This window comes from Dyadobacter sp. LHD-138 (genome assembly GCF_030929615.1).
In the GTDB taxonomy this organism is placed as follows: domain Bacteria; phylum Bacteroidota; class Bacteroidia; order Cytophagales; family Spirosomataceae; genus Dyadobacter.
Genome location: NZ_JAVFVU010000014.1, coordinates 69,617 through 92,484, shown reverse-complemented (window position 1 = coordinate 92,484; position 22,868 = coordinate 69,617). Strand labels below are relative to the sequence as shown.

At 44.8% G+C, this 22,868-nt stretch carries 17 protein-coding genes; 1 reads left to right on the top strand and 16 read right to left on the bottom strand.

Annotated elements, in window-relative coordinates:
* Positions 1–124: 124 nt before the first annotated feature.
* The 6 genes from RB622_RS12755 to RB622_RS12730 form a co-directional block, all read right to left on the bottom strand.
* Positions 125–1,489 carry an enolase C-terminal domain-like protein gene (locus RB622_RS12755; protein ID WP_308046942.1) on the bottom strand — a complete coding sequence of 455 codons (1,365 nt, stop codon included), beginning with the start codon at positions 1,487–1,489 and terminating at the stop codon, positions 125–127.
* Positions 1,490–1,507: 18 nt separating this feature from the next.
* Positions 1,508–3,667 (bottom strand): PQQ-binding-like beta-propeller repeat protein, encoded by a 2,160-nt coding sequence (locus tag RB622_RS12750; protein WP_308046941.1) that lies wholly within the window; start codon positions 3,665–3,667, stop codon positions 1,508–1,510.
* 150 nt (positions 3,668–3,817) lie between these two features.
* Positions 3,818–3,940: a hypothetical protein gene (locus tag RB622_RS12745; protein ID WP_308046940.1), complete on the bottom strand. Its 123-nt coding sequence runs from the start codon at positions 3,938–3,940 to the stop codon at positions 3,818–3,820.
* A gap of 97 nt (positions 3,941–4,037) precedes the next feature.
* Complete coding sequence (locus RB622_RS12740; protein WP_308046939.1) at positions 4,038–6,269, bottom strand: c-type cytochrome; 2,232 nt, start codon at positions 6,267–6,269, stop codon at positions 4,038–4,040.
* Positions 6,270–6,582: 313 nt separating this feature from the next.
* Complete coding sequence (locus RB622_RS12735; RefSeq protein ID WP_308046938.1) at positions 6,583–7,299, bottom strand: outer membrane lipoprotein-sorting protein; 717 nt, start codon at positions 7,297–7,299, stop codon at positions 6,583–6,585.
* Between the two features lie 55 nt (positions 7,300–7,354).
* Positions 7,355–9,910, bottom strand: a complete 2,556-nt coding sequence (locus RB622_RS12730; protein ID WP_308046937.1) for a TonB-dependent receptor domain-containing protein — start codon at positions 9,908–9,910, stop codon at positions 7,355–7,357.
* Between the two features lie 365 nt (positions 9,911–10,275).
* Here RB622_RS12730 and RB622_RS12725 point away from each other — a divergent pair, with 365 nt between their 5' ends.
* Complete coding sequence (locus tag RB622_RS12725; RefSeq protein ID WP_308046936.1) at positions 10,276–11,130, top strand: hypothetical protein; 855 nt, start codon at positions 10,276–10,278, stop codon at positions 11,128–11,130.
* A 120-nt stretch (positions 11,131–11,250) separates the two neighbouring features.
* On the opposite strand, the gene tnpA is transcribed toward RB622_RS12725, so the two are convergent.
* The 10 genes from tnpA to RB622_RS12675 all read right to left on the bottom strand — a co-directional run bounded on the left by tnpA (position 11,251) and on the right by RB622_RS12675 (position 22,757).
* On the bottom strand, positions 11,251–11,712 hold the full coding sequence (tnpA, locus tag RB622_RS12720) for an IS200/IS605 family transposase (RefSeq protein WP_308046935.1): 462 nt from the start codon (positions 11,710–11,712) through the stop codon (positions 11,251–11,253).
* A gap of 237 nt (positions 11,713–11,949) precedes the next feature.
* Complete coding sequence (locus RB622_RS12715; RefSeq protein ID WP_308046934.1) at positions 11,950–12,777, bottom strand: SGNH/GDSL hydrolase family protein; 828 nt, start codon at positions 12,775–12,777, stop codon at positions 11,950–11,952.
* 163 nt (positions 12,778–12,940) lie between these two features.
* On the bottom strand, positions 12,941–13,417 hold the full coding sequence (locus RB622_RS12710) for a DUF6644 family protein (protein ID WP_308046933.1): 477 nt from the start codon (positions 13,415–13,417) through the stop codon (positions 12,941–12,943).
* A gap of 2 nt (positions 13,418–13,419) precedes the next feature.
* On the bottom strand, positions 13,420–13,773 hold the full coding sequence (locus tag RB622_RS12705; RefSeq protein ID WP_308046932.1) for a DUF6152 family protein: 354 nt from the start codon (positions 13,771–13,773) through the stop codon (positions 13,420–13,422).
* 109 nt (positions 13,774–13,882) lie between these two features.
* Complete coding sequence (locus RB622_RS12700) at positions 13,883–14,986, bottom strand: Fic family protein (protein WP_308046931.1); 1,104 nt, start codon at positions 14,984–14,986, stop codon at positions 13,883–13,885.
* Positions 14,987–15,159: 173 nt separating this feature from the next.
* Positions 15,160–15,915, bottom strand: a complete 756-nt coding sequence (locus RB622_RS12695) for a LytTR family DNA-binding domain-containing protein (RefSeq protein WP_308046930.1) — start codon at positions 15,913–15,915, stop codon at positions 15,160–15,162.
* A gap of 11 nt (positions 15,916–15,926) precedes the next feature.
* On the bottom strand, positions 15,927–17,012 hold the full coding sequence (locus RB622_RS12690; RefSeq protein WP_308046929.1) for a histidine kinase: 1,086 nt from the start codon (positions 17,010–17,012) through the stop codon (positions 15,927–15,929).
* Between the two features lie 40 nt (positions 17,013–17,052).
* Entirely contained in the window at positions 17,053–18,453 is a 1,401-nt protein-coding gene (locus RB622_RS12685) for an efflux transporter outer membrane subunit (protein ID WP_308046928.1), read from the bottom strand.
* Positions 18,454–18,461: 8 nt separating this feature from the next.
* A complete protein-coding gene (locus RB622_RS12680) occupies positions 18,462–21,617 on the bottom strand; it encodes an efflux RND transporter permease subunit (RefSeq protein WP_308046927.1) in 3,156 nt (1,051 codons plus the stop codon).
* A gap of 21 nt (positions 21,618–21,638) precedes the next feature.
* Positions 21,639–22,757 carry an efflux RND transporter periplasmic adaptor subunit gene (locus RB622_RS12675; RefSeq protein WP_308046926.1) on the bottom strand — a complete coding sequence of 373 codons (1,119 nt, stop codon included), beginning with the start codon at positions 22,755–22,757 and terminating at the stop codon, positions 21,639–21,641.
* Positions 22,758–22,868: the final 111 nt, after the last annotated feature.

Genomic DNA, 22,868 nt, shown 5'->3' with positions numbered 1-22,868 from the left:
CTACTCATTTCCAAAACCAACCATACCTGCGACACAAAACCACACCGACAAAGTGCCGCAGGCACGACCAATACCGTAGCGTCGGGTTTCAACCCGGCGAACCCGGCGATTCGATAAATCTCAGTTAAGGCTTCAAAATCGTCCCATCGTTCTTTCTCACAGTCCATCTGGATTTGGAGCCGATCGGATATTTGGCAGCTTCCTTTTCATTGATATCAATACCAAGCCCCGGTGTTTCGTTGACATAATAATAACCATTCCTGATCGTCGGACAGCCCGGAAAAACTTCCTGAACCTTTTCGCTGAACTTTTGTGATTCCTGAATCCCGAAATTCCAGATCGCGATATCCATGTTATTATTGGCGGCATGCCCCACCGGCGAAGTATCACCCGGGCCGTGCCATGCCGTTTTCACGTTAAACCATTCGCCCAGACGCGCGACCTTCATGGCCGGTGTAATGCCGCCCAACTGAGAAACATGACAGCGGATATAGTCGAACAACTGATTTGCCATAGGATCACGGAATTCATTGATATTATTGAAAAGCTCCCCCATCGCGATCGGAACGGTTGTACTTTGCCGAAGCTGTTTAAACCAGCCCATATTTTCCGGAGAAAACGGATCCTCTACAAAATAGGGACGGTATTCTTCGAGGCCTTTGATCATATTAATCGCATCCATAGGCTCGACCAGCTCATGCATATCGTGCAAAAGCTCAACATCCTCGCCGCATTTTTTACGCACCATTTCAAACATTTTGGGCACACGTTTCAAATACGTCCGCTGGTCACTGAAATCGTCGGTTGCCCTGCCGAAACCGGCCGTTTTAAAATCCGGCTTGATTTCGTCCATGGCCCCTACGCCACCATACCCGCCTTGTTGAATCCGGACATGACGGAACCCTTCGGACATATACTGCTGCACTTTATCGGCGATCGCTTCGGGCGTGGGCCCGCTTGCATGTGTATAAGTGTCCACGGCAATCCGGGTTTTCCCGCCCAAAAGCTGGTAAACCGGCATGTTCGCCCGCTTGCCTTTAATATCCCATAAAGCCTGGTCCAATCCCGACAATGCGTTATTCAAAACCGGTCCATTTCGCCAATACGAGCTCACATAAGCGGATTGCCACATATCTTCAATATTATCGACATCCTTCCCAACGCAAAACTCGTTCAGATAAACGTTGATCGCAGGAATAACCACCAACGCCCGTTGCGTAAAAGTGGCACAGCCCAACCCATACAAACCCGGCTCGGATGTTTCCACTTTGACGATTACCAGGTTGGACCCACCCGGCGCGGTTGTGATGGCCCTTACACTTTTAATCGTCACCGGTGCCATTCCCTTGGCATAAGCCGGTTTTTCATACTTTTCGGCCCGGGCTTGCGGTGTTTCAAACAAGGAGAACAACCCGGCAGTAGAGCCGGCGGCGAGCAGTTTCATCGCATGACGACGACTGTTATCTGCATTTTTTTCTGATTTAAACATAGGTAATCGGGTTCCGTTTTATTTTAATGAAAAAGCGATGTAATTTCCTCCTATTTTCTGGCCTCTTCCGCCACCTGCTGCAATCGCAACATATTGTTTCCCATTGATCTGGTAGGTAATCGGCGTAGCGAAACCACCCGCGGGCAACTGATATTCCCACACAACCTTTCCCGTCCTTTTGTCAAAAGCACGGATTTTTTCGTCCTTCGTTCCGGCGATGAAAACAAGGCCGCCAGCGGTAACCAACGGGCCGCCATAACTATCTGTACCCGTTGTCGGAATACCTTTTTTTGCTAATTCAGGATATTCTCCGAGCGGCACCCGCCAGAGATATTCGCCTGTATTCAAATCAATTGCATTCAAAGTTCCCCACGGCGGCTTGACGGCCGGATATCCATTCTGGTCTGTAAATCTTTGCCAGCTCTTGGTTACGTAGGCGGGTTTATAGGGAAAAGCATTTTTTTCGACCGGCTTTGTTTTTGTCTCAACAACCATTTTCTGATCCTTTTCGATGTTAAACAAAAAACTAATAATCGCGTCCTGCTCTTTTTCAGACAAATGTGAGAATGCAGGCATCCGTCCGCTTCCGGTTTTCAGGATACTTTGGATCGACGCTGTATTTAATTTCTTTCCGATATCGACAAGCGATGGCAGCTCGTTACCACTACCCTTCCTGTCCTGGCCATGACAAGCTGAACAGTTTGTCATATAAAGCGCGTTTCCCAAAGTACGCGGAGCGTCGGTTTTCTTTTGGGCGGCGTCCATCATAATCAGCTCCCAAGGCTCTTCGTTCGCATTTTGGTAAAAAACACCTTCGGGATCCACAGCATTTCCGCCCCACTCTGCACCTCCGCTATAACCAAAAAGTAATGTTCCGGTTGTACTTGGCGGAGCAAATTTGTTATTCGTTTTTATTTTCTGATAACGTTCTTTCACATAAGCATGAGACTCCGGGGAAAGATCTGTAATATCATTTTCAGTAAAAATCTGACGGGATAACGGTAGTGGCTTAACGGGATATTTTTGTGTAGGATAAGGATGTTCACCCGGAAGACCTTCGGTTGGAACCGCACGTTCCTTGACAGGAAATATGGAAGTCCCTTTATCCCTGTCAAGCACATAAACCAGCCCGTCTTTTGTGGATTGCACCAGCACATCGACTTTCTTTCCGTTATGTTTAATGGTGGTAAGGTTCGGAGGGCTTGGATGATCCCGGTCCCACAGATCATGATGGATCGTCTGATAATACCATTTCATTTTACCCGTTTCGGCGTCCAGTGCCAGTATGCAGTTCGCAAAAAGATTGGCGCCTTTCCGATCACCTCCATAAAAATCCGAGGCGGGCGATCCCGTCCCGAAATATACAACGCCTCTTTTTTCATCTACACTCATGCCACTCCAATTGTTGGCAGCACCGATTTTCTTATAAGCTCCTTTCGGCCAGGTTTCATAGCCAAATTCTCCCGGCTGGGGAATGGTGTGAAAAACCCATTTCAACCGACCGGTCACGACGTCAAACGCCCGGATATGCCCTGGCGCTGCATCGCCGGATTCGGAAACAGCCGATCCCAGAATAAAAGTATTTTTATGAATGATCCCCGGACTGGTCGCATTAACCGATAAAACGCTGACATCATGATCCATATTCGTCGAAAGACCTTCATGAATATCAACTCTGCCTTCGACACCAAAACTTTTGATAATCTGTCCCGTTTCAGCGTTGACTGCATACAAACCGGAACCAACCGTATACAATATACGCTGATCACTTCCACTCCGCCAGTATACCACGCCCCGGTTGGAATTCAGTTTGTCGTTTTTACCGGGTTCAAACTTCCAAAGCTGCTCGCCCGATTCAGCTTTGAGGGCAAATAATTTCAGTTCGGGTGTCGTGCCATACATAATTCCGTTAACAACAATCGGCTGGCACTGAATGGCACGGTTGCGTTGCCTGCCGGGATTTGCCGGATTCGGTTTCTCCGACGCATCATACATCCAGGCAACCTGCAATGCTTGTACATTTCCCGTATTAATCTGATCGAGTGGAGAATACCGGTTTCCTGCTTTATTCCCACCGTAGTTTGGCCAGTCCTCATCCCGCCCCGGTTTTTCCTTTTCACGGGCACTGTACATGCAAAAACTCAGCAAAAGCTGTCCAAGCAATATTACTTTACGCATCGGATCTAATGATAAAATTTGAAAAACTATTTCGTGTTACGCGTAATGAAATTCACGATCTTTGAAGGACCTGGGGTAATAAAGGTTATCACAAAACCTCTCTTTAAAAGTTCTGTCTCGGTTTGTAGTTCATCTTTATCCATGACTAAATCAAACGGTCAAAGCCGTGCCAGGTTGTTTTTTCGTATGCAAATCCTGGGATTGCGCCTGTGGTTTTTCTGAAATAATAACAAACAGGCACAGCGAGGATGTTAAATCAATTCTGATTTTCATGGTTGGTTGGGATTTTTTCTCCTTTTCTTTGATTTTTGGGAATCCCAGTTTTGATCGGGGATCAAAACTGGGATTCGGGCAACCACGAGGGTTGCCCCTACATGCCGGACAATTCTGTCACGGTCCATGATTTATTACGTCCTGCCGTTTGCTCACGTACTGATTTTACATCGGCCGGCCGTATGGGTGGCGCGTTTACAAATTCGTGGCGTACGTAACTCAGTACGGAGGCAATCCATTGATCATCGTTATCGCCCATGGCTGGCATTTCGCTTGGATAGGTTTCACCGTCAATCGGACCGGAAAGTCCATGTAGCAATATTCGCAAGGCCATATCCTTGCCTCTACCGAGCCTTTTTGAACCTACCAATGGCGGAGCTGTTTTGCTTAACAACCCTTTTCCATCGACACCGTGACATGCTGTGCAAAGAGATTTATAGATTACAGAGCCATTTAGTATTAGATTACGGTCCGTTTCATCCAGTCGGCCCAGGCGAAGTCCGAACTTTTTGGAATCTTCATTTTTATCAATACTTTTTTGCGCACGGGCGAGTATTTCATTGCCGTTTGATGCAGTCAGTAATGTCGTCACCAAATCCTTTGCTTTTGGCGATTTGCTATATGATAGAGACAAAATCAGCTGCATCTTCACGTCATTGCTCACATCCGCCTTCAAACTTGCCAGCTGATCAATCATCTGTTCATCATTTTGTTTTAGATAAATTTCACTTAGCCGAATAGCGGCCTTTCTTACTTCCGCGTCCTGATCTTTCAAAGCTGCGGTCACAATCGTTTTATCCAAAGCATCCAAACCTTCCAGTGTCCAAAGAGCGTGCAGACGACTGAGGGCGGTGTTTCCTTTGATATGTTTATTAGACTGACCGGCCGCAATTGCTTTCAGGCCAGCAACAACCGATTGATCATTTCTCAGAATCAGTTCTTTCTGCGCATTATCCCGCCACCAGCCGTTGGGATGGTTGAGATAGGAAACAAGCTTTTTCGACGACTCGTCCAAAAGTTGGGGCTTAGGCCCAGGTTTCATTCCGTCATGAACAAGACGGTAAATTCTGCCATGCTGAATGTTTTTATCCAGACCATACCGCTTAATCTGAGGCCGTAGATAACTATTAGGTCCCGTCCAGTTCCCCTCCTGAATAATACCACGATGCATATCAACCAGATACAGATTCCCATCCGGCCCGGTGTACATATTTACAACACGGAAATTCATGTCGGTTGATGCGATAAACTCTTCTTTCTGATAGGCATTTTCCAGCGTGATCTTGCCATTTTTATCAATCACTTTGGCCCGACGGATCAACCGGCCTACCGGTTCACTGATCAGCAGATCTCCCTGCAAATCGTTTGGCAAACGGTCACCGCGAAAAATTACTTGCCCACAGCTTGCCGTGAAATGATTTAGCGTCGTATCCGCTCTCAGACGTTTTAATCCGCCTTCAACATCTGGTGTTTTAATAATCGGCCAAACCTCATTAAACTCCCTGGTATACTGATCATTAAATTCCAGCCGCCCATAAACCGGATTAATCTGAAAACCCAGCGCCGGCACTTCTCCACCCGCTGAAGAAAAGAAAAGGCGCCCGAAATTGTCATGGGTTAATCCCCATTGACCATTGGAGCCGCTTGGGATTGAATCCGGAACCAGCATTCCTTTTGAATACCGGAAGCGTACCGGGTCAACCGTGGTATAAATCCAGTTATCAACGTTCCATTCCAGACCGCTTCGCTGGTGTTCCAGGTTTCCCGGCGCTTTTTTATTCGGTGTATAAACCGGTCTTTTTACATCCGCGATTCCATCCCCATTCGTATCCTTGTAACTGTAAATATTGTAAGTGTCCGTTTCATTGACAAGCAGCTCGTGCCCAACACACAAAATCATTCTGGGCAGCAGCATTTTATCAATAAAAACAGAACTTTTATCCATCCTGCCATCGTTGTCGGTATCTTCCAAAAGCATAACCCTGCTGGTGGGTTCATGCTCGCCGGTGCCCTCCACGTCCTGCATGTAGGTATTTAGTTCCGCCACATACATCCGTGCGTTTCCGTCCCAGGCAACGGCCACCGGTTCATGGATCATCGGTTCACTCGCCACCAGTTCCAGATGATATCCCTTGGGCAAACGGAATGTTTTCAGACTTTGCTCCGGTGTCAGATAAGCCGGTGACGGATTTGCCGTAAAAGCGGGAATTGCTTCCACCGAAGCAGCAGTTGTCCTCAGCGTGTTATCGGCAGGTTTCTGACGGGAAACCTGGCAGGTTATCATAATAAAGGCTGTCAGGATACAAACGATCCAAATTTTGTTGTTCATGGTAAAGTTTTTAAGAATTAATCGACCGGGGTTCGAATGACAATTGAAGAAGGCAACAGAACCGGTACTCTAATCATAATTTGTTATAAAAATTAAAGATTTATGTAAAAATTCAATTCCGTTTTCGGGTAAAATTTTGCGCAAAGTACACGGCAAGGATTAACAGAATGATTAATAAAAGATTAATTAAACCCAGTTAGCATCATTTTTGTTATATTTTGAGATTAAAAATGAAAATATACACATTTAACAAAGCGAAAAGCCCGGGTTTATGAAACCTGGGCTTTTCGCTTTGTTATCTAAATGATCAGATTTATTTCACCGGTTTTTTAAATACAGCGTCATCTATTTTGCTATTAATCGTTACTTTATTGGTAATGAAAGTCATGACACCCATCTGCGGATTGGTAATATCCATAGAACTGGCGAATTTGATACCCTCGTAATCTTTGTACTCAGAAAAATTAATCTCTCCGTCCTGACCGTTCATATTTGCCTTTACCTTACTTAACAGATAAGTATTGGCATCAAGGAATTCGTCAATAACCTGGCCATCTTTGGATGTCACCTTTAAATGATAAACATCCCTTTTGTCCTGCTTTTCCTTGCCGATAAGCTCAACAGTATTCCCTTTATCTTTGTAGTTAACCAAACCACCGAACGGATCAAGCTGACTGGTTTGTTGTTTTAGCTGATCGGCAGGCATATCCTCAGGTTCCCCGGTACCACCCATCATCGTTGGGCGAATCATCCAGCCTTTTGAATCTGCAACCACCTGCACCATGGAATTGCCCATGACCGTTGACTCGCTACGCAATGATTTCCCTACAACCAACGTGGTTTTAGTGGGAATTTCCATCCCTTGCACGGCAAGAGAACGTTCTGTCACCAGCGTGCTCACAGCATTTAATTTATCAAGGCCGCCCATGGCCGCAACATGTTTTTCGACAATTTCGTCTACCGTCTGCGCATAACTGCTTACCGAGATACTGGCTGCTACGAGCGCGATAAATAACTGGTTTCTTTTCATTGTTCAGGTCGATTTTTAGTTTGCAATTTATAAAAAGTTGATTGTAAGTAATTTACTATTTAGGCTGGCCACCGCCGGGTGCATTGCCACCGGATTGCTGCTGTCCGCCACTTCCGTCACCCTTCACGTCATCATTATTTACCGACTTGGCCTTTCTCTTCGGCGCGTCCATCGTCATCTTACCAATTTTATACTGGAAAGTCAAACGGACGCCACGGTTATACAGATAAACATTACTAATCTGGTTAAACTGCTCCGAATTTAACTCGGTATGCATTCTGTAACGCTTGCTCAGGAAATTCTCCGCAGCCAGGCCAAGGCTTCCCTTTTTATTTCTAAATTCTTTTTTCACACCAACCGTATAGAAGCCAAAACCGCCCTGTTTCCCCTGTAACTGAATTTGCGTACCCTGCATGAAACCAAAAGCCTGCGCTCCCCAGCCATTTTTAAACTGTGCCTGGGAAAAAACACCTCCGCTCACATTGACACCTGTATTGGTTAATTTTTCCGTAACGCCGCCCGAACTCAGCGACTGTCCACTTAATGTCGTATAAAATGCGTTCAGAAACAGCCCGAAATTAATTTTGGAGGTCGCTGCGACATTTGCAAAAAGGTTGGTACCATAGGCATGCTGGCGCCCGATATTTTGGAAAGTCGTCACAACGGCACCCGGAAGTGTGTCAGAAGGCTGACGCACCTGGCTGATTGCATTATTGGTAACCCGTCCAAAGAAAGTCGCATTCACAAACACCTTTTTGATATTTTTACTTACACCCAGTTCAAAGTTATTGGTTAACTCGGGGCGCAGTTCCGGGTTACCGATGGTAATGTTCTGTGGATTGGCTGCGTTAAAATTGGGGTTAAGCTGGGCAAGTCCCGGACGCTGAATACGACGGTTGTAACCGAGCTTCAAGGTTGTTCCTTTGATGGTTTTGGATGCATTGACACTTGGCACCAGGACACCATAATTTCCCACACCAATTCTTCCGCCCTCACGTGTGCTTGCGTCTATAAAGGTGTGTTCGTAACGAAGCCCTCCTTTAAGTGTGTATCTTTTCTTGGTTGTATAGGTGTACGACGAATAAGCTGCGGCAATATTCTGGTGATACGTCAGTTCTCCGGAAGGCTGACTAACTTCCTTGACAAAGTCTCCGTTCTTATCAGCGATCAAGTATTTATAGTCGCTGTTTACCTCCCTGAAAATACCTTTTCCTCCAAATTCAAGCAATTGATTTTTCTTGATCGGTGTCTGATAATCGGTCTGAAGCGTAAACTCCTGGTTAATGTTCTTGTTTTCATTACGTTCACGGCTCGAAACCGCTTTGTTTGCATTCAGAAGGTCGGCGTCAAAATTATTCGTCAGGTCATTGCGACTGTATAGCGTAGAGACACTCCACTCCTGCTGCGGTTTGAATGTATGCAAATAGTCAATATTGGCGTCAACCGTACCCGAAAGATTTTTCGCGTCTACATTTCTCCCGGAGGTTTCCGTGAGCTCTCCCTGCTTATACAATTTCGTAATGAGATCTTGCTGGCTCAGAAAATTACGCAAGCCGTAACGCACCCCGGCAGTAAGACTTTGGTTTTTAGCAAGATCGTAATCAAACCCGACATTGTATTGGCCGAACAATCCCTTGCTTGATCCATCACCCGTCTGATTCGTCAACGTTTTTACGCCATCCACGGTACTGCTTTGATCCAGTGTCGTCTTTGTCATCGTGTTGTAATTGCCACGACCAAAACCTCCTATCGTAAATCCAGCTTTGCCTTTTCTATAACCACCATTCAGCGAAAGCATTGAGCCACGGTTACCAACGCCCGCATACACGTTCAGGTTTAAGCCCTGAAGACTGTTCTTTTTGGTAATGATATTGATAATACCACCCGAACCTTCTGCATCGTATTTGGCCGACGGACTGGTAATTACCTCAACGGTTTTGATCTGATCTGCCGGAATCTGTTTCAACGCGTCAGCAACACTGCTGGCAACGATCGTACTGGGTTTATTATTAATCAAAACTTTGATATTCTGGCTGCCTCGTAGCGACACGTTTCCGTCAAGATCTACCGTAAGGAGCGGTACTTTTCTTAAAACATCCGTTGCATCGCCGCCTTTGGCTGCAATATCCTTTTCTGCATTGTAGACAAGCCGGTCCACTTTTTCTTCGATAAGCGCCGCCTGGCCCGTTACCGTAACTTCATCGAGCTGTTTTACATTGGCTGTCAGCTTAATGATTCCCAGATCAAGTTCCTGTCCTTTCGCTAAGGTAATATTGTCGATGGTTTTATTTTGATAACCAATGAAAGAGATCAATATCTTAAAGTCGCCCGCAACAATTTTGGTTAACAAGAACTTTCCTTTTTCATCTGCGACCGTACCATCGATGGCTTTTCCGGTTTTTATGTTGTAAAGTGCGATACTGGCGAACTCAACCCCTTTTGCCGCTGCTGAATCGACGATAGCTCCCGATATTTTGGAGTTACCTTTTGGTGTCTGGTCCCCGGCTGTACCCGGCAAAGCCTTTGGCTGAGCACCTCCTCCGGCAGGAAACTGGGCGAATACCGGCGAAAATAAGGCAGTAAAAATAATAGCAAGGAGAAATGTCTTCATTTTAATAGATTGTGATTGATGCTTAAAATTGCAAAAGAAAAAAAAGCCCTAGTATAAAAATATGATAAAGGCTACAATAAGAAGGATGGATGTCAGGTATCGCCAGATGGATGAATTCCAGAAGATAAGATTCCTGAATAAACTGAAAATACGATGTAGCAAGATAAATTGTAGAAAGAATAATTATGACAACTAGAATTAATTTGTATAATTGCATCTAACTTCTGCGTTTTATGCACCAGTTTCAGTGATTTGACCTTCCGGCTAAAAATTAAATTTAAAGAAACTTAACATTACTGTGTATTGACCCAATAATAAGTTTAACAAATTAGTTTTAATAGGACAATCAAAAAACCGAACCAAGCATGAAAAATATTTTCTATCTGATATTGTTATTTGCTTCCATTTCCTGTAGCTCAAAAGCAGAAGAACCAGATCCAGTTGTTGCCAACAAATACCAGTCTCCTTTCGGAGTCGATACGGTTGACGTAAAGCTAAAAAAAGTTACCCGCAACGGCACGCTGTTGATCGAATACGCGTATAGCAAAGGCTACATGAGCAGCTTTAAAAAATACGTGGCTTTTTCAAAACCAAAGTTCTTTTCGACTGGTGTTTTTACAAGAAATGCAGGCGTGCCTGCAAAATTTGACATAGCAGTAGCGGACATTATTCCCGAAACAGAGTTTGTCTCTGAAAATCAAAAACCGCGTACCAGCTTCCAGTTCAACGCGGCGAAAACAGATTCAACACGAGAAATTGCGGAACAAAATTTCTTTACTTCGGTGACCTTAAACAGAAATTATCTTTTTAACAAAGCCGGATTCATTACACGGCAAAATGTAAGTTCATCCGCCGATGACAGTTATGTGGTTACCTACGTCAGAAACTCGGAAAATAATGTATCCCAAACGTGGAGCATTAAAAAATCGCAGACTACGAAAACCGACAAGTCTGATTTTCAATACGATACAAACCACAATCCGTTCTTCAAGCTGGGCATCGACTGGGAAGGTGATTTTTCAAACTATGCGATCAGTCCGAATAACATTATTAAGGAGACGATTTACAATGCTAATGACCGGGGTGTAAAGTCTACCTATGCCTACGAATATCTGCCAAACGGCTATCCAAAAAAGATTACCATTACAAGAGGATTCATCAACGCCAATGGTGAAGATGATACAACTACCCCTATTGTGCTGGAATTGGAATATTATTGATTAAACAACGGATTAAAATCCGTTGTTACAAGATCGGTCGCGCCGTACGGCACTGTTACGTTTTAATACCTTAATGCCATCGGCACGACCGATTTTGTAGCGGAGGATTTCAATCGTGAATCAAATTAAGTCGTTGAAAATATATCTTTCATCGAAATTAACGTCGAATTTTGTCAGCATATCGACATATTCTTCTCTAAAAGTTCTCTTGTTATGATGTGCTTCCTGATTTTGGATGTATGTATGAACGGCATTAATATGGGACCGGCTATATGAAAAAGATGCATATCCTTCCTGCCATTCAAATCTGTGCGGCAATAATCTACTTTCATTAACCCATTTGGAAGACTTAGCTTTTGCATTTTTCATAACATCCGAAATAGATACGGAAGGTTTTAAACCAAAGAAGCAATGTACGTGGTCTTCTACACCGTTTACAATTAAGGTTTTACAGCCTGTTTCATTGATCAGGTTTCCGATCACGCCGAAAAGATCCTTTTTCCAGGCAAGCTGAATAGCCGCTTTCCGATATTTTACCGCAAAAACGGCCTGGATATACATTTGGTGATACGTATTTGCCATGGTGTCCAAATCAAATTCATGTGTCTCTTATTCTAAGACATATGAACATAAATCTGGTCACAAATTCCCGAATGAAATTGATTTTCAAAATTCAAAAATTTCAAAATTCAACGGAATGAATTCCGTTGCTACAAGATCGGTCGTGCCCTACGGCACTGTACGGCATTAAAACGTAACAGTGCCATCGGCACAACCGATTTTGTAGCCCGGAATTTCAATCCTGGAAAAAAGGAATATTTATTTGAGCCCCTTCCATTTCGCAGCAAGCATATCGGCGATCACCTGATATCCCTTGTCGGACGGATGCAGCCCGTCGTAAGTCATATTCACAGCTTCAACCGGATAAGGGTAATCGTCTTTTAAGGGATCAAATGGTATTGTTGTATATTCCGGATAGGTATAGTTTTTATAGCCGCCTGTTTGCGGGTCTTTTAATTTTTTAAAACTTACCATATTGTCCAGCGTAATACCGCTGTCATGGTATAGGTCAACAACCGGGACTTTTTCAAATTTCCCGATTTCAACAATAGCATTGGCAAACTGTTCTAATGTTTGTTCCTTTTTAGGTTTATAAGAACCATAAGCATTATTTTTCGAACTGTTGATGTAAACAAAATCGCCTCGCTGCATAGGCGTTATCAAAATAATCCTGGCTTTTTTATTGAGCTGTTTTAACTTGTTATTGATAATCCGGAATGCCCCGTAAACCGTCCCCGTTCCCGTATTTTGCTGATAATCTGTTATCGTCCCCAACGACTTTCCCTGCCACCAGTCATTCGTACCGAGAAACACCGTGTAAACATCCGCTTTGACAATCTCCAGTGATTCTATTTTATCAGCGATATTTACTGAAGTCCATCCGTTATGCCCCTGATTTTTATATTCGATATTCGGGTGCTTTTCACTGATCAAAGTCATGTAGCCTTTTGTCACCCTGTTCCCGGTTTCGTTCTGGTGATCGTTAAGATAAGTAATCGAATCTCCGATGGCAACCCAGGTTATTTTTCGTGGCTTTGACGCAAGGGATATAAAAACGAGAACAGCCAGAAGAAAGATCTTTTTCATAAAAATTACCCGCGGATTTAAGTATTGGTGTTGTTTCTGTTTTGGAGTACAAATACCTAAACCCGTTACATGACAAAAAATACTGATCATCCTTATTGACTTTTCCGCGATTAGCAGTCAACTTTCGGCTGGTGGAATTCATAATCCGACTAACCATCATGATCTAATAAGCCAATAACCGGCCGCAGGCAATGATAGCGATCCAGACGATTATGGAAATGATGGCCGACACTTTTGAAAAAAGCGGCAATTCTTCGGAGCCCCGCAAATCGTCTTTGTCATTAAAAACAAATCGGTGAAAGACAAAAACATTTAGTGCGGCGACGAATAGCAAAAGCAATTTTATCCAGAATACCGGATCAAACGCTAGCGCTTTCGCATTGGTAATAAACAATAAAATCCCTGAAGGAAGAATCAGGATAAGTCCCCGCTGCGACCATGGCAACAAATGACGGGACAAACCATTTAGGGGCAAATTTTTAGAAAAACCCAATAGTCGTAAATCAAACATAAAAGCAGCCCCGACAAGTGCGACAATACCCACAATATGGGCAATTTCCAGAGCCGGGTATAACCATAGCGACTGGCGGATGTTTACCGCCCAGGAAGTTTTTTCCAGCCAGTCAAAAAATTCAGGCACGGTTAGCGTAATTCAAATTTCTTTCCGTCGACAAATATTCTTTCGGCGCGCATTTCTCCCTTCTCTGTTTTGTGGGGATAGGCCACAAGTCTCACGGATGTGCCTTTTTTGATCATATCGCCTGTTAATCCACGGTCATTCATCCGACTTGTTGGCGCCAGAAAAACCGTCCATGTCTCCTTGTTGTATTTTACTTTAACCAGTACATGCGGATTTTCATAAACCGACTCGTCAATCGTGGTTTTAAAATCAAGTACTTTGGTTTGATCATAATCCGCCCAGCCGTGATGCAACATAGTAAATGACAGACAAATCAATAACGCCGATAGGATAGAAATACTCTTTAAATAGCTCATAACCTGTTGATTTTAGTGCATATTAAAGTTACTAAAAATCGGACCGTTATGTGAAGATTAAATTAAAAATTTTGTTTATTTCACGAATCAGATTCATTGAATTGGTTTCTCACAACACCAGCTCGTAACGGACACTCCTACCCCCTCCAAGCGTTTCAAAAACTCCAATTTCAACCAGCATCTGCAAATCTCTTGTAGCCGTGGCCTTCGAAGTTTTTGCAACAGACATGTATTTTTTAGCCGACATCCCACCTTCAAACCCTTTTTGTCCTGCTTCCAGCATCTTTTGAATAACCTTGGTCTGGCGGTCATTGAGCTGTTTTTTGTGACGCTCAAAAAAGTGTGTCTTTTGAAGTGTAAAATCGATCAGTTGCCGGCTCTCTCTTTGCGCCTGTAAAGCAACTTCTGCAAAATAGGTTACCCATTTTGTGATCTCATTACTTTTTTGAGCATGTTCGAGTGCAGTATAATATTGTTTTCTGTCGGCTTCAACAGTCCGGGACAAACTCATCATCACAGGCCTTCCAAGGGTTTGGGACAACGTCTTCTCCGCTATGGCCCTGCCTATTCGCCCATTCCCGTCTTCGAAAGGATGTATTGTTTCAAAATATAAATGAGCAATGGCCGCTCTTACCGGAGCACTGCTTATAGCACGTATTCCACCGGCTGCTGTGTCGTTAAACCATTGAATAAAACGACTCATTTCGTCAGGAATACGCCCGGATGGCGGTGCCTGAAAGTGTATTTTCTCTTTGCCGATACTACCTGAGATAATTTGCATCGGCGCATCTCCCGACCGCCATTGTCCGATACGAATACGTAATGAACTACCCAGTAACAGCTTATGCCAGTCCCACAGTTTGTCGACAGTCAAAGGCTCTTGGTAAGTTCTTCTGACATCCACCATTAACGCTCCGATACCTTTTGATTTTTCATCACGAACCAGCTCCCTGGTTTCATTCAGCCCGAGGTTATTCCGAATTGAAGACATCACATCCTGTCTGCTCAGGAACTCGCCTTCAATTTCAGAAGTTTTGATAGCCTCAGACAACATTACTTCCAGCAGCGAGGCTTCCCGGATATCTTTTGGCAATGATTTCAGGATTCCCGTTATTTCGCCGGTTTCGAGAGCAAAAGCATAAAGCTGCGTTTCGATAGCGTCAAGCGAATATTTAAAATCCGCCCAATCCGGTAGTTCCCAATTGTATTTCATGAGCCGATTAGCTTTTCTATTTGGCTCAAATATAATAAAAATATGAGCCGAATAAATCAATTATTCGGCTCATATTTTTATTATCCTTCACAGATTCTACGTCGTCTTGAACAAAAGCTGCCCTTCCGCTTGAATATACCAGGCTGTAACCCGATTAAAACATTAGCACTTGCCTACCTGTCAAGCCAGGCTTTAAACACAGGGGCTTTTTCCCTGCTCACCAGCACCTCATTGTCAGCGTTTCTTTTGAGTATTATTCTCAATTTCCCGTTAAAATCATTTTGAATACTTTCGATGCAATGCACACCAACGATAACCTGACGATTGGCCCTGAAAAAAGCATCCGGATCAAGCTCGTCTTCGAGATCTTCCATGCTTTGTGGCACCGTTTCAACCGTACCGTTTTTTAAAACAAGATGGGTAAGCTTGAATTCGGAGTAAGCCAGGTCAATATCTTCAACGGACACAGTTTTAAAACCATCATAACTCGGCAGCAAAAACCGCTTGCGGTATACCTGGCTCCGCTCTTTAAATACCCGAAGCACCTGTAAAAGATTGTGATCCATTGACATAGCTGCTACGGGCTTAACTTTCTGTAAGGCAGTTTCCAGTTCATCTTTTTCGATCGGTTTAAGCAGATAATCAATGCTGTTTACCTTAAATGCCCTGACCGCGTACTCGTCATAAGCCGTTGTAAAAATAACCGGGCTCGCCACGTTTGTCTGCGCAAAAATATCAAAGCTTAGTCCGTCAGCCAGCCGTATATCCATCAACACAACGTCGGGTCCGGGGTTTTCCTTAAACCACACCACACTTTCTGCGACGGTTCCCAGTACGGCAAGTATCTCAACCGGCTGGTCAATTTCTTTTAGGATACGCTGCAAACGTGCCGCGTTAAACTTTTCATCTTCTATGATTAATATCTTCATCCTTGTAACGATTAAAAATCAATCAGCGGGAGCACTACTGAAAACTGATCTGTATCTTTGATTACCTCAGGCAGCCTACTCGATAAAATCCTATACCTGTCCCGGATATTTTGCAGGCCCAAATGTGTCGACGGCAGAGCGTTAGCAATCGGCTGAAGATTATTCGTTACGGTAATACTACGCTGGTCAACCGAAAAAATATGGATCGTCAGGGGTTTCAGCGAGGTAGCAATATTATGTTTGATTGCGTTTTCAATCAAAAGCTGAACCGTGATGGGTGGAATGGACTTGGCCATGACCGCTTCATCCAGATCAATATCGACACGCACATGATCTCCATGACGGATGCCGATCAGATAAACATAAGCATTAACAAAAGTCATTTCATCTTTTAACTGTACCAGATCACGCTTCAGGTTTTGTATCATGTAGCGGTATACCCGCGAAAGATTTTCAAGGAACAAGACAGCAATTTTCGGATTTTCATTGATCAGTTCGGATAACGTACTGAAATTGTTAAACATAAAATGCGGATCGAGTTGCAGTTTAAGCGACTGCAACTCAGCCTGCATCGCAATTTCCTTAAATTCCAGCGTCTTTACCCGCAAATCCGAAGCCTCAGACATCGATATTTTCCACCTTTCCAGCAAATAATAACCCGTATGCACCGCGCTGACCATCACGGAAACAAGCATGGTTACCATAAAAAACTGCCATATGCTTAGCCTTTCCTGTGCAGTAAAATTGATATTGCCATATATCGCAACAAATACAAGGTCCTGAATAAAAAGCAGTACACCGACCGAAATGATGATCAGGATCGTTTGCAAAAAAAACCTGATCAACGAAGACCCATCCCAGGGAAAGCGGTTTTCAAGCCAATATGCAATGCCGGTACTGGTTTCGATAATGGCCCAGCTCAACAAAAGATTCAAAAAAATCTCGATAGACAGATCTTCAAAACTCCGTTCAACAAAGCATGTCCAGGTTGCATTGTAGGGGTCCATCAGATAGGCCAGCAGATAAATCAGCACCACCACAACCAGTATCAACACCAGTCGCAAATATCGGTTGTGTTTTGAGTTTACTGTTTCCATTCCGTTTTGTATAAAAATCGACGGTTCAAAATATCCTGTCTTATTTCCAGCCGCCGCCAAGCGCGCGGTATAGTTCAATGATTGCCCCAGCCTTTTCTCTTGAAAGCTGCGCCACGTTTAAACGCGTCTGCAAATAACTATTTTCTGCTGTTATAATTTCAAGATAGTTTACCATACCCGTCCGGAAAAGAATCTGGGCAGCGCTAATTCCTTCCTGCAACACCTCCTGCCTCTTTTCAGCCGCCTTCGACTGCTCGTCCAGTTTTTGATTCGCAATCAATGCGTCTGAAACCTGCGCATAACCCTGCAAAACAGACTGGCGGAAACTGATCACCGCCTTTTCTCGCTCGATCTGTGCCTGTTCATATTGCGTCTTTAACTTTCTGCGCTGGAATACAGGCTGGGTCAGTCCGCCAGCCACGGTTCCAAACAAAGCGCCCGGTACGCTGAACCAGTTCGATGCTTTAAATGAGTTTAATCCGCCGGTTGCCGTGATGGTAAGCGCCGGATACATCAATGCCTGGCCTATGCCTACCCTCGCGTTGGCAACCCGTAACCCCAGCTCCGCCGCATGTACATCGGGCCTTGTTGATAAAAGTGAAACAGCATAAGCCGTTTTGGCAACATCACTAAACTCATCGGACTCCCAGGGATGTCGCACAATTTTCCTGGCATAATTTCCACAAAGAAGACTCAGCGCATTTTCCTGGATGGCAATACTTTGTTCTATCTGCGGCACCAGTTGCCGGGTCAGTTCCAGCTGCGCTTTTGCCTGTTTGATCGCCAGCGCATTGGCCTCTCCTACCCGGTACTGCGCATTTGTAATGGCCAAAGTGCTATCACTCAGCTGCCAGCTCTGACGGGCAATTTCCAGTTGCCTGTCAAGCATCAACAGATTATAATAACCATTGGCTACATCCGCTACAAGCTGGGTTTGAACAGCCCGTTTCACTTCCTCGGTTTGCAAAAGGCTGGCAAGCGCCTCTTCCTTCTCTCTTCTGATACGTCCCCAGATATCGATTTCCCAGCTCAACCCAAGCGATGCGCTGAAATCCTCTACGCTCCGGGAGCCAATAAACTGCTCATTACCAATTCCCGCCAAACTGTTAGCCGAAGAAATATTATGATTTCCCGTAATCTGTGCATTCAGGTCGGGCAAATAATTTAGTCGTACTTTCTTTAAAACCGTCTGTGCTGACTCAATATTTTTGATCGCGATCTTCAACTCGTTATTCTGAGCAATAGCGGTATCGATCAATGCTTGCAAGGTTTGATTTTTAAAAAAATCCTTAACATCCGGCAGCACGCTCATGGTTGTATCGATTTTCACCTCGGTACGAAACACTCCTGGAATATTTAATTCCGGTCTGGCATAATCTCTGCCCACGCGGCAGGAAGTTACGGCCAGCATCATCGGCAAAACCCAATATCTTATTTTCATCTTCTTATTCAATTTTGTGAAGAACCATCCTGAACCTCTGGGTATTTCACCCCGCTTACTTTCTCCTGAAGTTTTTGAAAAACAACAAAAAGTACCGGAATTATCAACACACCCAGCAAAACACCCGAAATCATACCTCCGGCCGCACTGGTACTGATCGAGCGGTTTCCGACCGCAGAAGGGCCGGTTGCAAACATCAGCGGCACCAAACCTGCAACAAAAGCTAGGGAAGTCATCAGGATCGGGCGAAGCCTTTGCCGCGCGCCTTCGAGCGATGCGGCCAGCAGTTCCATGCCCGATTGTCTCGCTTTCAGCGCAAACTCCACGATCAGAATAGCATTTTTTGCCAGCAGTCCCACCAACATAATAAGCCCAACCTGGACGTAAATATTATTGGTAATCCCCACAGAGCCAATCGCCAGATACACGCCCAAAATACCGGTCGGAATTGAAAAGATAACGGCCAAAGGCAGGATATAACTCTCATATTGTGCTGCCAGAAGGAAATAAGTAAACAGGATACAAAGCCCGAAAATAAACACCATCTGGCTTCCCGATTTCTTTTCCTCACGGCTTAATCCACTCCATTCGTATCCATAGCCCGCGGGTAGTTTTTCACTGATCAGCTTTTCAGCCGTTTCCATCGCCTGACTGGTGCTGAAACCTGCCCCTGGCAGAATATTAATGGTTATACTGTTGAAAAGATTATACCGGTTTACAACCTCGGGGCCATATACCTTAGTCAGTTTAACCAAAGTCCCGATCGGGATCATAGCACCTGTATTGCTTTTTACAAAAACCTGGCTCAGCGACTGCTCGTCCATACGGTATTGCCCTTCCGCCTTGATATTGACACGATAAAATTTACCAAAACGGACAAAATCACTTGCCTGGGCACCACCGTAAAACAACTGGAGCGTGTTCATGATATCCTTTGGTGTCGTGCCGAGCTGATAGGCTTTGTCCTCATCAACGACCACTTCAAACTGCGGAAAATCGCTTCTGAATGTAGTAAATGCTGCCGAAACCGATGGTTGCTGATTAAGTTCTGCAATCAATTGGTTGGCCGTTTGGCTGAACTTATCCAGCTTTCCTCCCGCACGATCCTGCAATACCAGTTCCGCCCCGCTCACACTTCCGAAACCTTCCACGGGTGGTGAACGAAAAAGACTCAACTCTCCTTCTTTCACATCGGTAAGCCGCTCGTTCATTACCGCGATAACCTCGTCCATATCCTGAATCTCACCGCGTTCCTTGGTTGGTTTCAGGCGGATAAATCCAAGTCCGTATGACGGTCCGGCACTGTTGCTAAGCAAATTGTAGCCCGAAATACTGGAAACCATTTCAACCTCAGGCATTTTACCCAACGCCTTATCGATCTTTGCAATAACGGCGGTTGTAAATTTCAGGTTATTCCCTGCTGGCAGCGCGAGTGCATACGTGATAAAACGATCATCTTCACTGGGCACGAATTCTTTCGGCGCACGCGCCATCAGCCAAAAGGCCAATGCGCTGACCAAAGCCAGGCCACCCAGACTCAGCCACCATTTTGATATCAGAAATTTAACGCTGCGCACATATTTATCCGTCAGGTTATCAAAGCCGATATTAAACGCCGAAAAAAAACGCTGCCCGAACCCCTGTTTTCCATGCGCCTCGTCATGGTTCTCACTTTTAAGAAAAAGTGCACATAATGCAGGGCTTAGAGTCAAAGCGTTTAACGCTGAAATCAGGATCGCAATCGCCAGCGTGAAGGCAAATTGTTTATAGAAAATCCCGGCTGGCCCGTCCATAAAACCAATCGGAAGAAACACCGCTGACATCACCATCGTGATCGAAACAATAGCACCTGTAATTTCCTGCATCGCGGAAACCGTTGCCTGTTTTGCGCTCAGTTTGGTTCCTTTCATCTTGGCATGCACCGCCTCCACGACTACAATGGCATCATCCACAACAATACCAATGGCCAGTACAAGGGCAAACAGCGTAAGCACATTGATGGTAAAACCGATGAGCTGTAAAAAGAAAAACGTTCCAATAATAGCAACCGGCACCGCAATGGCCGGAATAAGCGTCGATCTGAAATCCTGCAAAAAGATGAACACAACGATAAAAACAAGAATGAACGCTTCTATCAGCGTCTTCTTAACCTGATCAATGGATTGATCCAAACGCTCTTTTACACTCTGAATGATGTGATATTCAACACCCTTCGGGAAGGATTTACTCAGCTCAGCCAGACTGCTGCGAACTTCCGTCTCAATCTGGTTCGCATTGGATCCGCTCGTTTGCTGAATCGCCAGTGTTACAGCGGGGAAGCCGTCTTCTTTGTTATCACTGTCATAAAAAGCTGCTCCAAATTCGATCCGGGCAACATCCCGGAGCCTCAACATCGAACCATCGCTATTCGCTTTGATTACGATCCGCTCAAATTCTCCGGGTTCACTTAATTTCCCCTTGTACTTAACCACATATTGCATCGGCGCATCCGATTCTTCGCCAAGCTTACCTGGCGAAGCCTCCAGGCTGCTGTTGTTAATAGCATCCTCAACATCTTTCGGAACAAGGTTATTGACCGTCAGTTTTTGAGGATCGAGCCAGATACGCATCGAATAATCTTTACTTCCAAAAAGCTGGACATTACCAATCCCAGGAATCCTTTTCAGACCTGGCACAAGGTTTATTTTCGCATAATTTTGCAGAAAAATCTCATTGTATTTAACAGAATCCCGGCTCATAATGTTGAAAAACATGATGTTACTGTTCTGCTGCTTGCTTGTCGTTATCCCCGCACGGATTACCTCTGCCGGAATCTGGCTGTTTACCTGTGCCACCCGGTTTTGTACATTCACCGCCGCCTGATCAGGATTTATACCCTGACGAAAAATAACCTGAATAGAAAAGGAGCCATCGCTTCCCGCCGTTGAGCTCATGTACTGCATGTTTTCAACGCCATTAATGGCCTCTTCCAAAGGCGTGATCACCGATCTGGTCACGCTCTCGCTATTGCCTCCCGGATAGGCGCCCGACACAAAAACCGTCGGCGGCGCGATATCCGGAAACTGGGTAACCGGCAACCGGCTAATGCTCACGATCCCCAGCAGCACGAGCACGATGGAGATAACCGTTGCCAGAACCGGCCGGTCAATTATATTTTTAAGCATAATATTTAATTCTGAAAGTCTTTATTTCTTAGGCTCAATTTGCTCACCTTCTGTAATCAGGGCAGCTTCCCTGGCAACAACCCGATCACCGGCCTGCAGGCCGCTTGTTACCAGATAATGATCGCCGCTCCTTGCCGAGACGGTAATGGAAACGCGCTCAGTATGGTTGTCAGCGGTCAGTCGGTAAGCAAAAATTTTGTCCTGCATGTCAACGGTTGCCTGCACCGGAATCAGCAGTGCTTTATGCTGGGTCTCAGGAAGTGAAACACGGCCGGTATTGCCGGAACGAAGTAAAAACCGTGGATTTTTGAACATCGCCCTGACGCTGATCGCACCGGTACTGCTGTCAAACTGTCCGTCTACCATCTGAATTTTCCCCTCTTTCTCATAACGGTTTCCATCCGCCAGCTGCAGGGAAACATTTGGCAGCGCAGTGATTATTTCCTGAAGCGTTTTGCCTGGATAATGCTGATTGAAGGTCAAAAAGTCCTTTTCTGTCATGGAGAAATAAGCATACACTTCGCTGATGTCTGAAAGTGTCGTCAGTGCCTGCGTATCTGTTTTTGAGGCAAGATTACCGATACGTTTTGGAATACGGCCAATAAAACCGGTTACGGGTGCCTTGATCAAAGTAAAATCAAGATTGATCTTTGCCGCCTCGACCGCCGCTGACTGCAGGGCCACATTTGCCTCCGCCGATTCATAAGCAGCTTTTGCCGTTTTCAGCTGAAAATCAGATGTAACCTTGCTTTTGCTGAGCTCTGTAAACTTTTCAACTTCAAGGGTCGCGTTTTTCAGAGCCGCTTTCGAAGCTTCCAGATTTGCTTTTGCCGTGTTCAGCTGCTGGATATAGGGTGCCGCGACAATTTTGAACAAAGGCTGCCCGGCTCTCACCAAAGCCCCTTCCTCAACGAATATTTTTTCGATATAACCTTCCGCCTGCGAACGTATATCCACATTGACCTTTCCCTCTATACGCGCCGGATAGTTTGAAGACAGTGTTACTGAACTTTCCTGAAGGGTAATCACAGGCAGTTTTTTAACCTGTTTTTTCTGCTCGGTTGTCTCTCCTTTGGTTCCGCAACCCCATTGCAAGGTTACAATGGCAACAGCCAAAAGAGATTTTCTTATAAAATGCATACTGACTTTTTTAACGATATATCTGCAAAAATATCGTCAAACGAATTCGTCCGTTTAATTTTCTGACCGAAACGGATTTATTTACTTCCGAGCCGTCACACCGAAATTCCC

What these genes read in the sequence shown, in the direction of transcription:
- RB622_RS12755 (WP_308046942.1), bottom strand. Translation starts at nt 1,489, where the DNA reads ATGTTTAAATCAGAAAAAAATGCAGATAACAGTCGTCGTCATGCGATG.
- RB622_RS12750 (WP_308046941.1), bottom strand. Translation starts at nt 3,667, where the DNA reads ATGCGTAAAGTAATATTGCTTGGACAGCTTTTGCTGAGTTTTTGCATG.
- RB622_RS12745 (WP_308046940.1), bottom strand. Translation starts at nt 3,940, where the DNA reads ATGAAAATCAGAATTGATTTAACATCCTCGCTGTGCCTGTTTGTTATT.
- RB622_RS12740 (WP_308046939.1), bottom strand. Translation starts at nt 6,269, where the DNA reads ATGAACAACAAAATTTGGATCGTTTGTATCCTGACAGCCTTTATTATG.
- RB622_RS12735 (WP_308046938.1), bottom strand. Translation starts at nt 7,299, where the DNA reads ATGAAAAGAAACCAGTTATTTATCGCGCTCGTAGCAGCCAGTATCTCG.
- RB622_RS12730 (WP_308046937.1), bottom strand. Translation starts at nt 9,910, where the DNA reads ATGAAGACATTTCTCCTTGCTATTATTTTTACTGCCTTATTTTCGCCG.
- RB622_RS12725 (WP_308046936.1), top strand. Translation starts at nt 10,276, where the DNA reads ATGAAAAATATTTTCTATCTGATATTGTTATTTGCTTCCATTTCCTGT.
- tnpA (WP_308046935.1), bottom strand. Translation starts at nt 11,712, where the DNA reads ATGGCAAATACGTATCACCAAATGTATATCCAGGCCGTTTTTGCGGTA.
- RB622_RS12715 (WP_308046934.1), bottom strand. Translation starts at nt 12,777, where the DNA reads ATGAAAAAGATCTTTCTTCTGGCTGTTCTCGTTTTTATATCCCTTGCG.
- RB622_RS12705 (WP_308046932.1), bottom strand. Translation starts at nt 13,773, where the DNA reads ATGAGCTATTTAAAGAGTATTTCTATCCTATCGGCGTTATTGATTTGT.
- RB622_RS12700 (WP_308046931.1), bottom strand. Translation starts at nt 14,986, where the DNA reads ATGAAATACAATTGGGAACTACCGGATTGGGCGGATTTTAAATATTCG.
- RB622_RS12695 (WP_308046930.1), bottom strand. Translation starts at nt 15,915, where the DNA reads ATGAAGATATTAATCATAGAAGATGAAAAGTTTAACGCGGCACGTTTG.
- RB622_RS12690 (WP_308046929.1), bottom strand. Translation starts at nt 17,012, where the DNA reads ATGGAAACAGTAAACTCAAAACACAACCGATATTTGCGACTGGTGTTG.
- RB622_RS12685 (WP_308046928.1), bottom strand. Translation starts at nt 18,453, where the DNA reads ATGAAAATAAGATATTGGGTTTTGCCGATGATGCTGGCCGTAACTTCC.
- RB622_RS12680 (WP_308046927.1), bottom strand. Translation starts at nt 21,617, where the DNA reads ATGCTTAAAAATATAATTGACCGGCCGGTTCTGGCAACGGTTATCTCC.
- RB622_RS12675 (WP_308046926.1), bottom strand. Translation starts at nt 22,757, where the DNA reads ATGCATTTTATAAGAAAATCTCTTTTGGCTGTTGCCATTGTAACCTTG.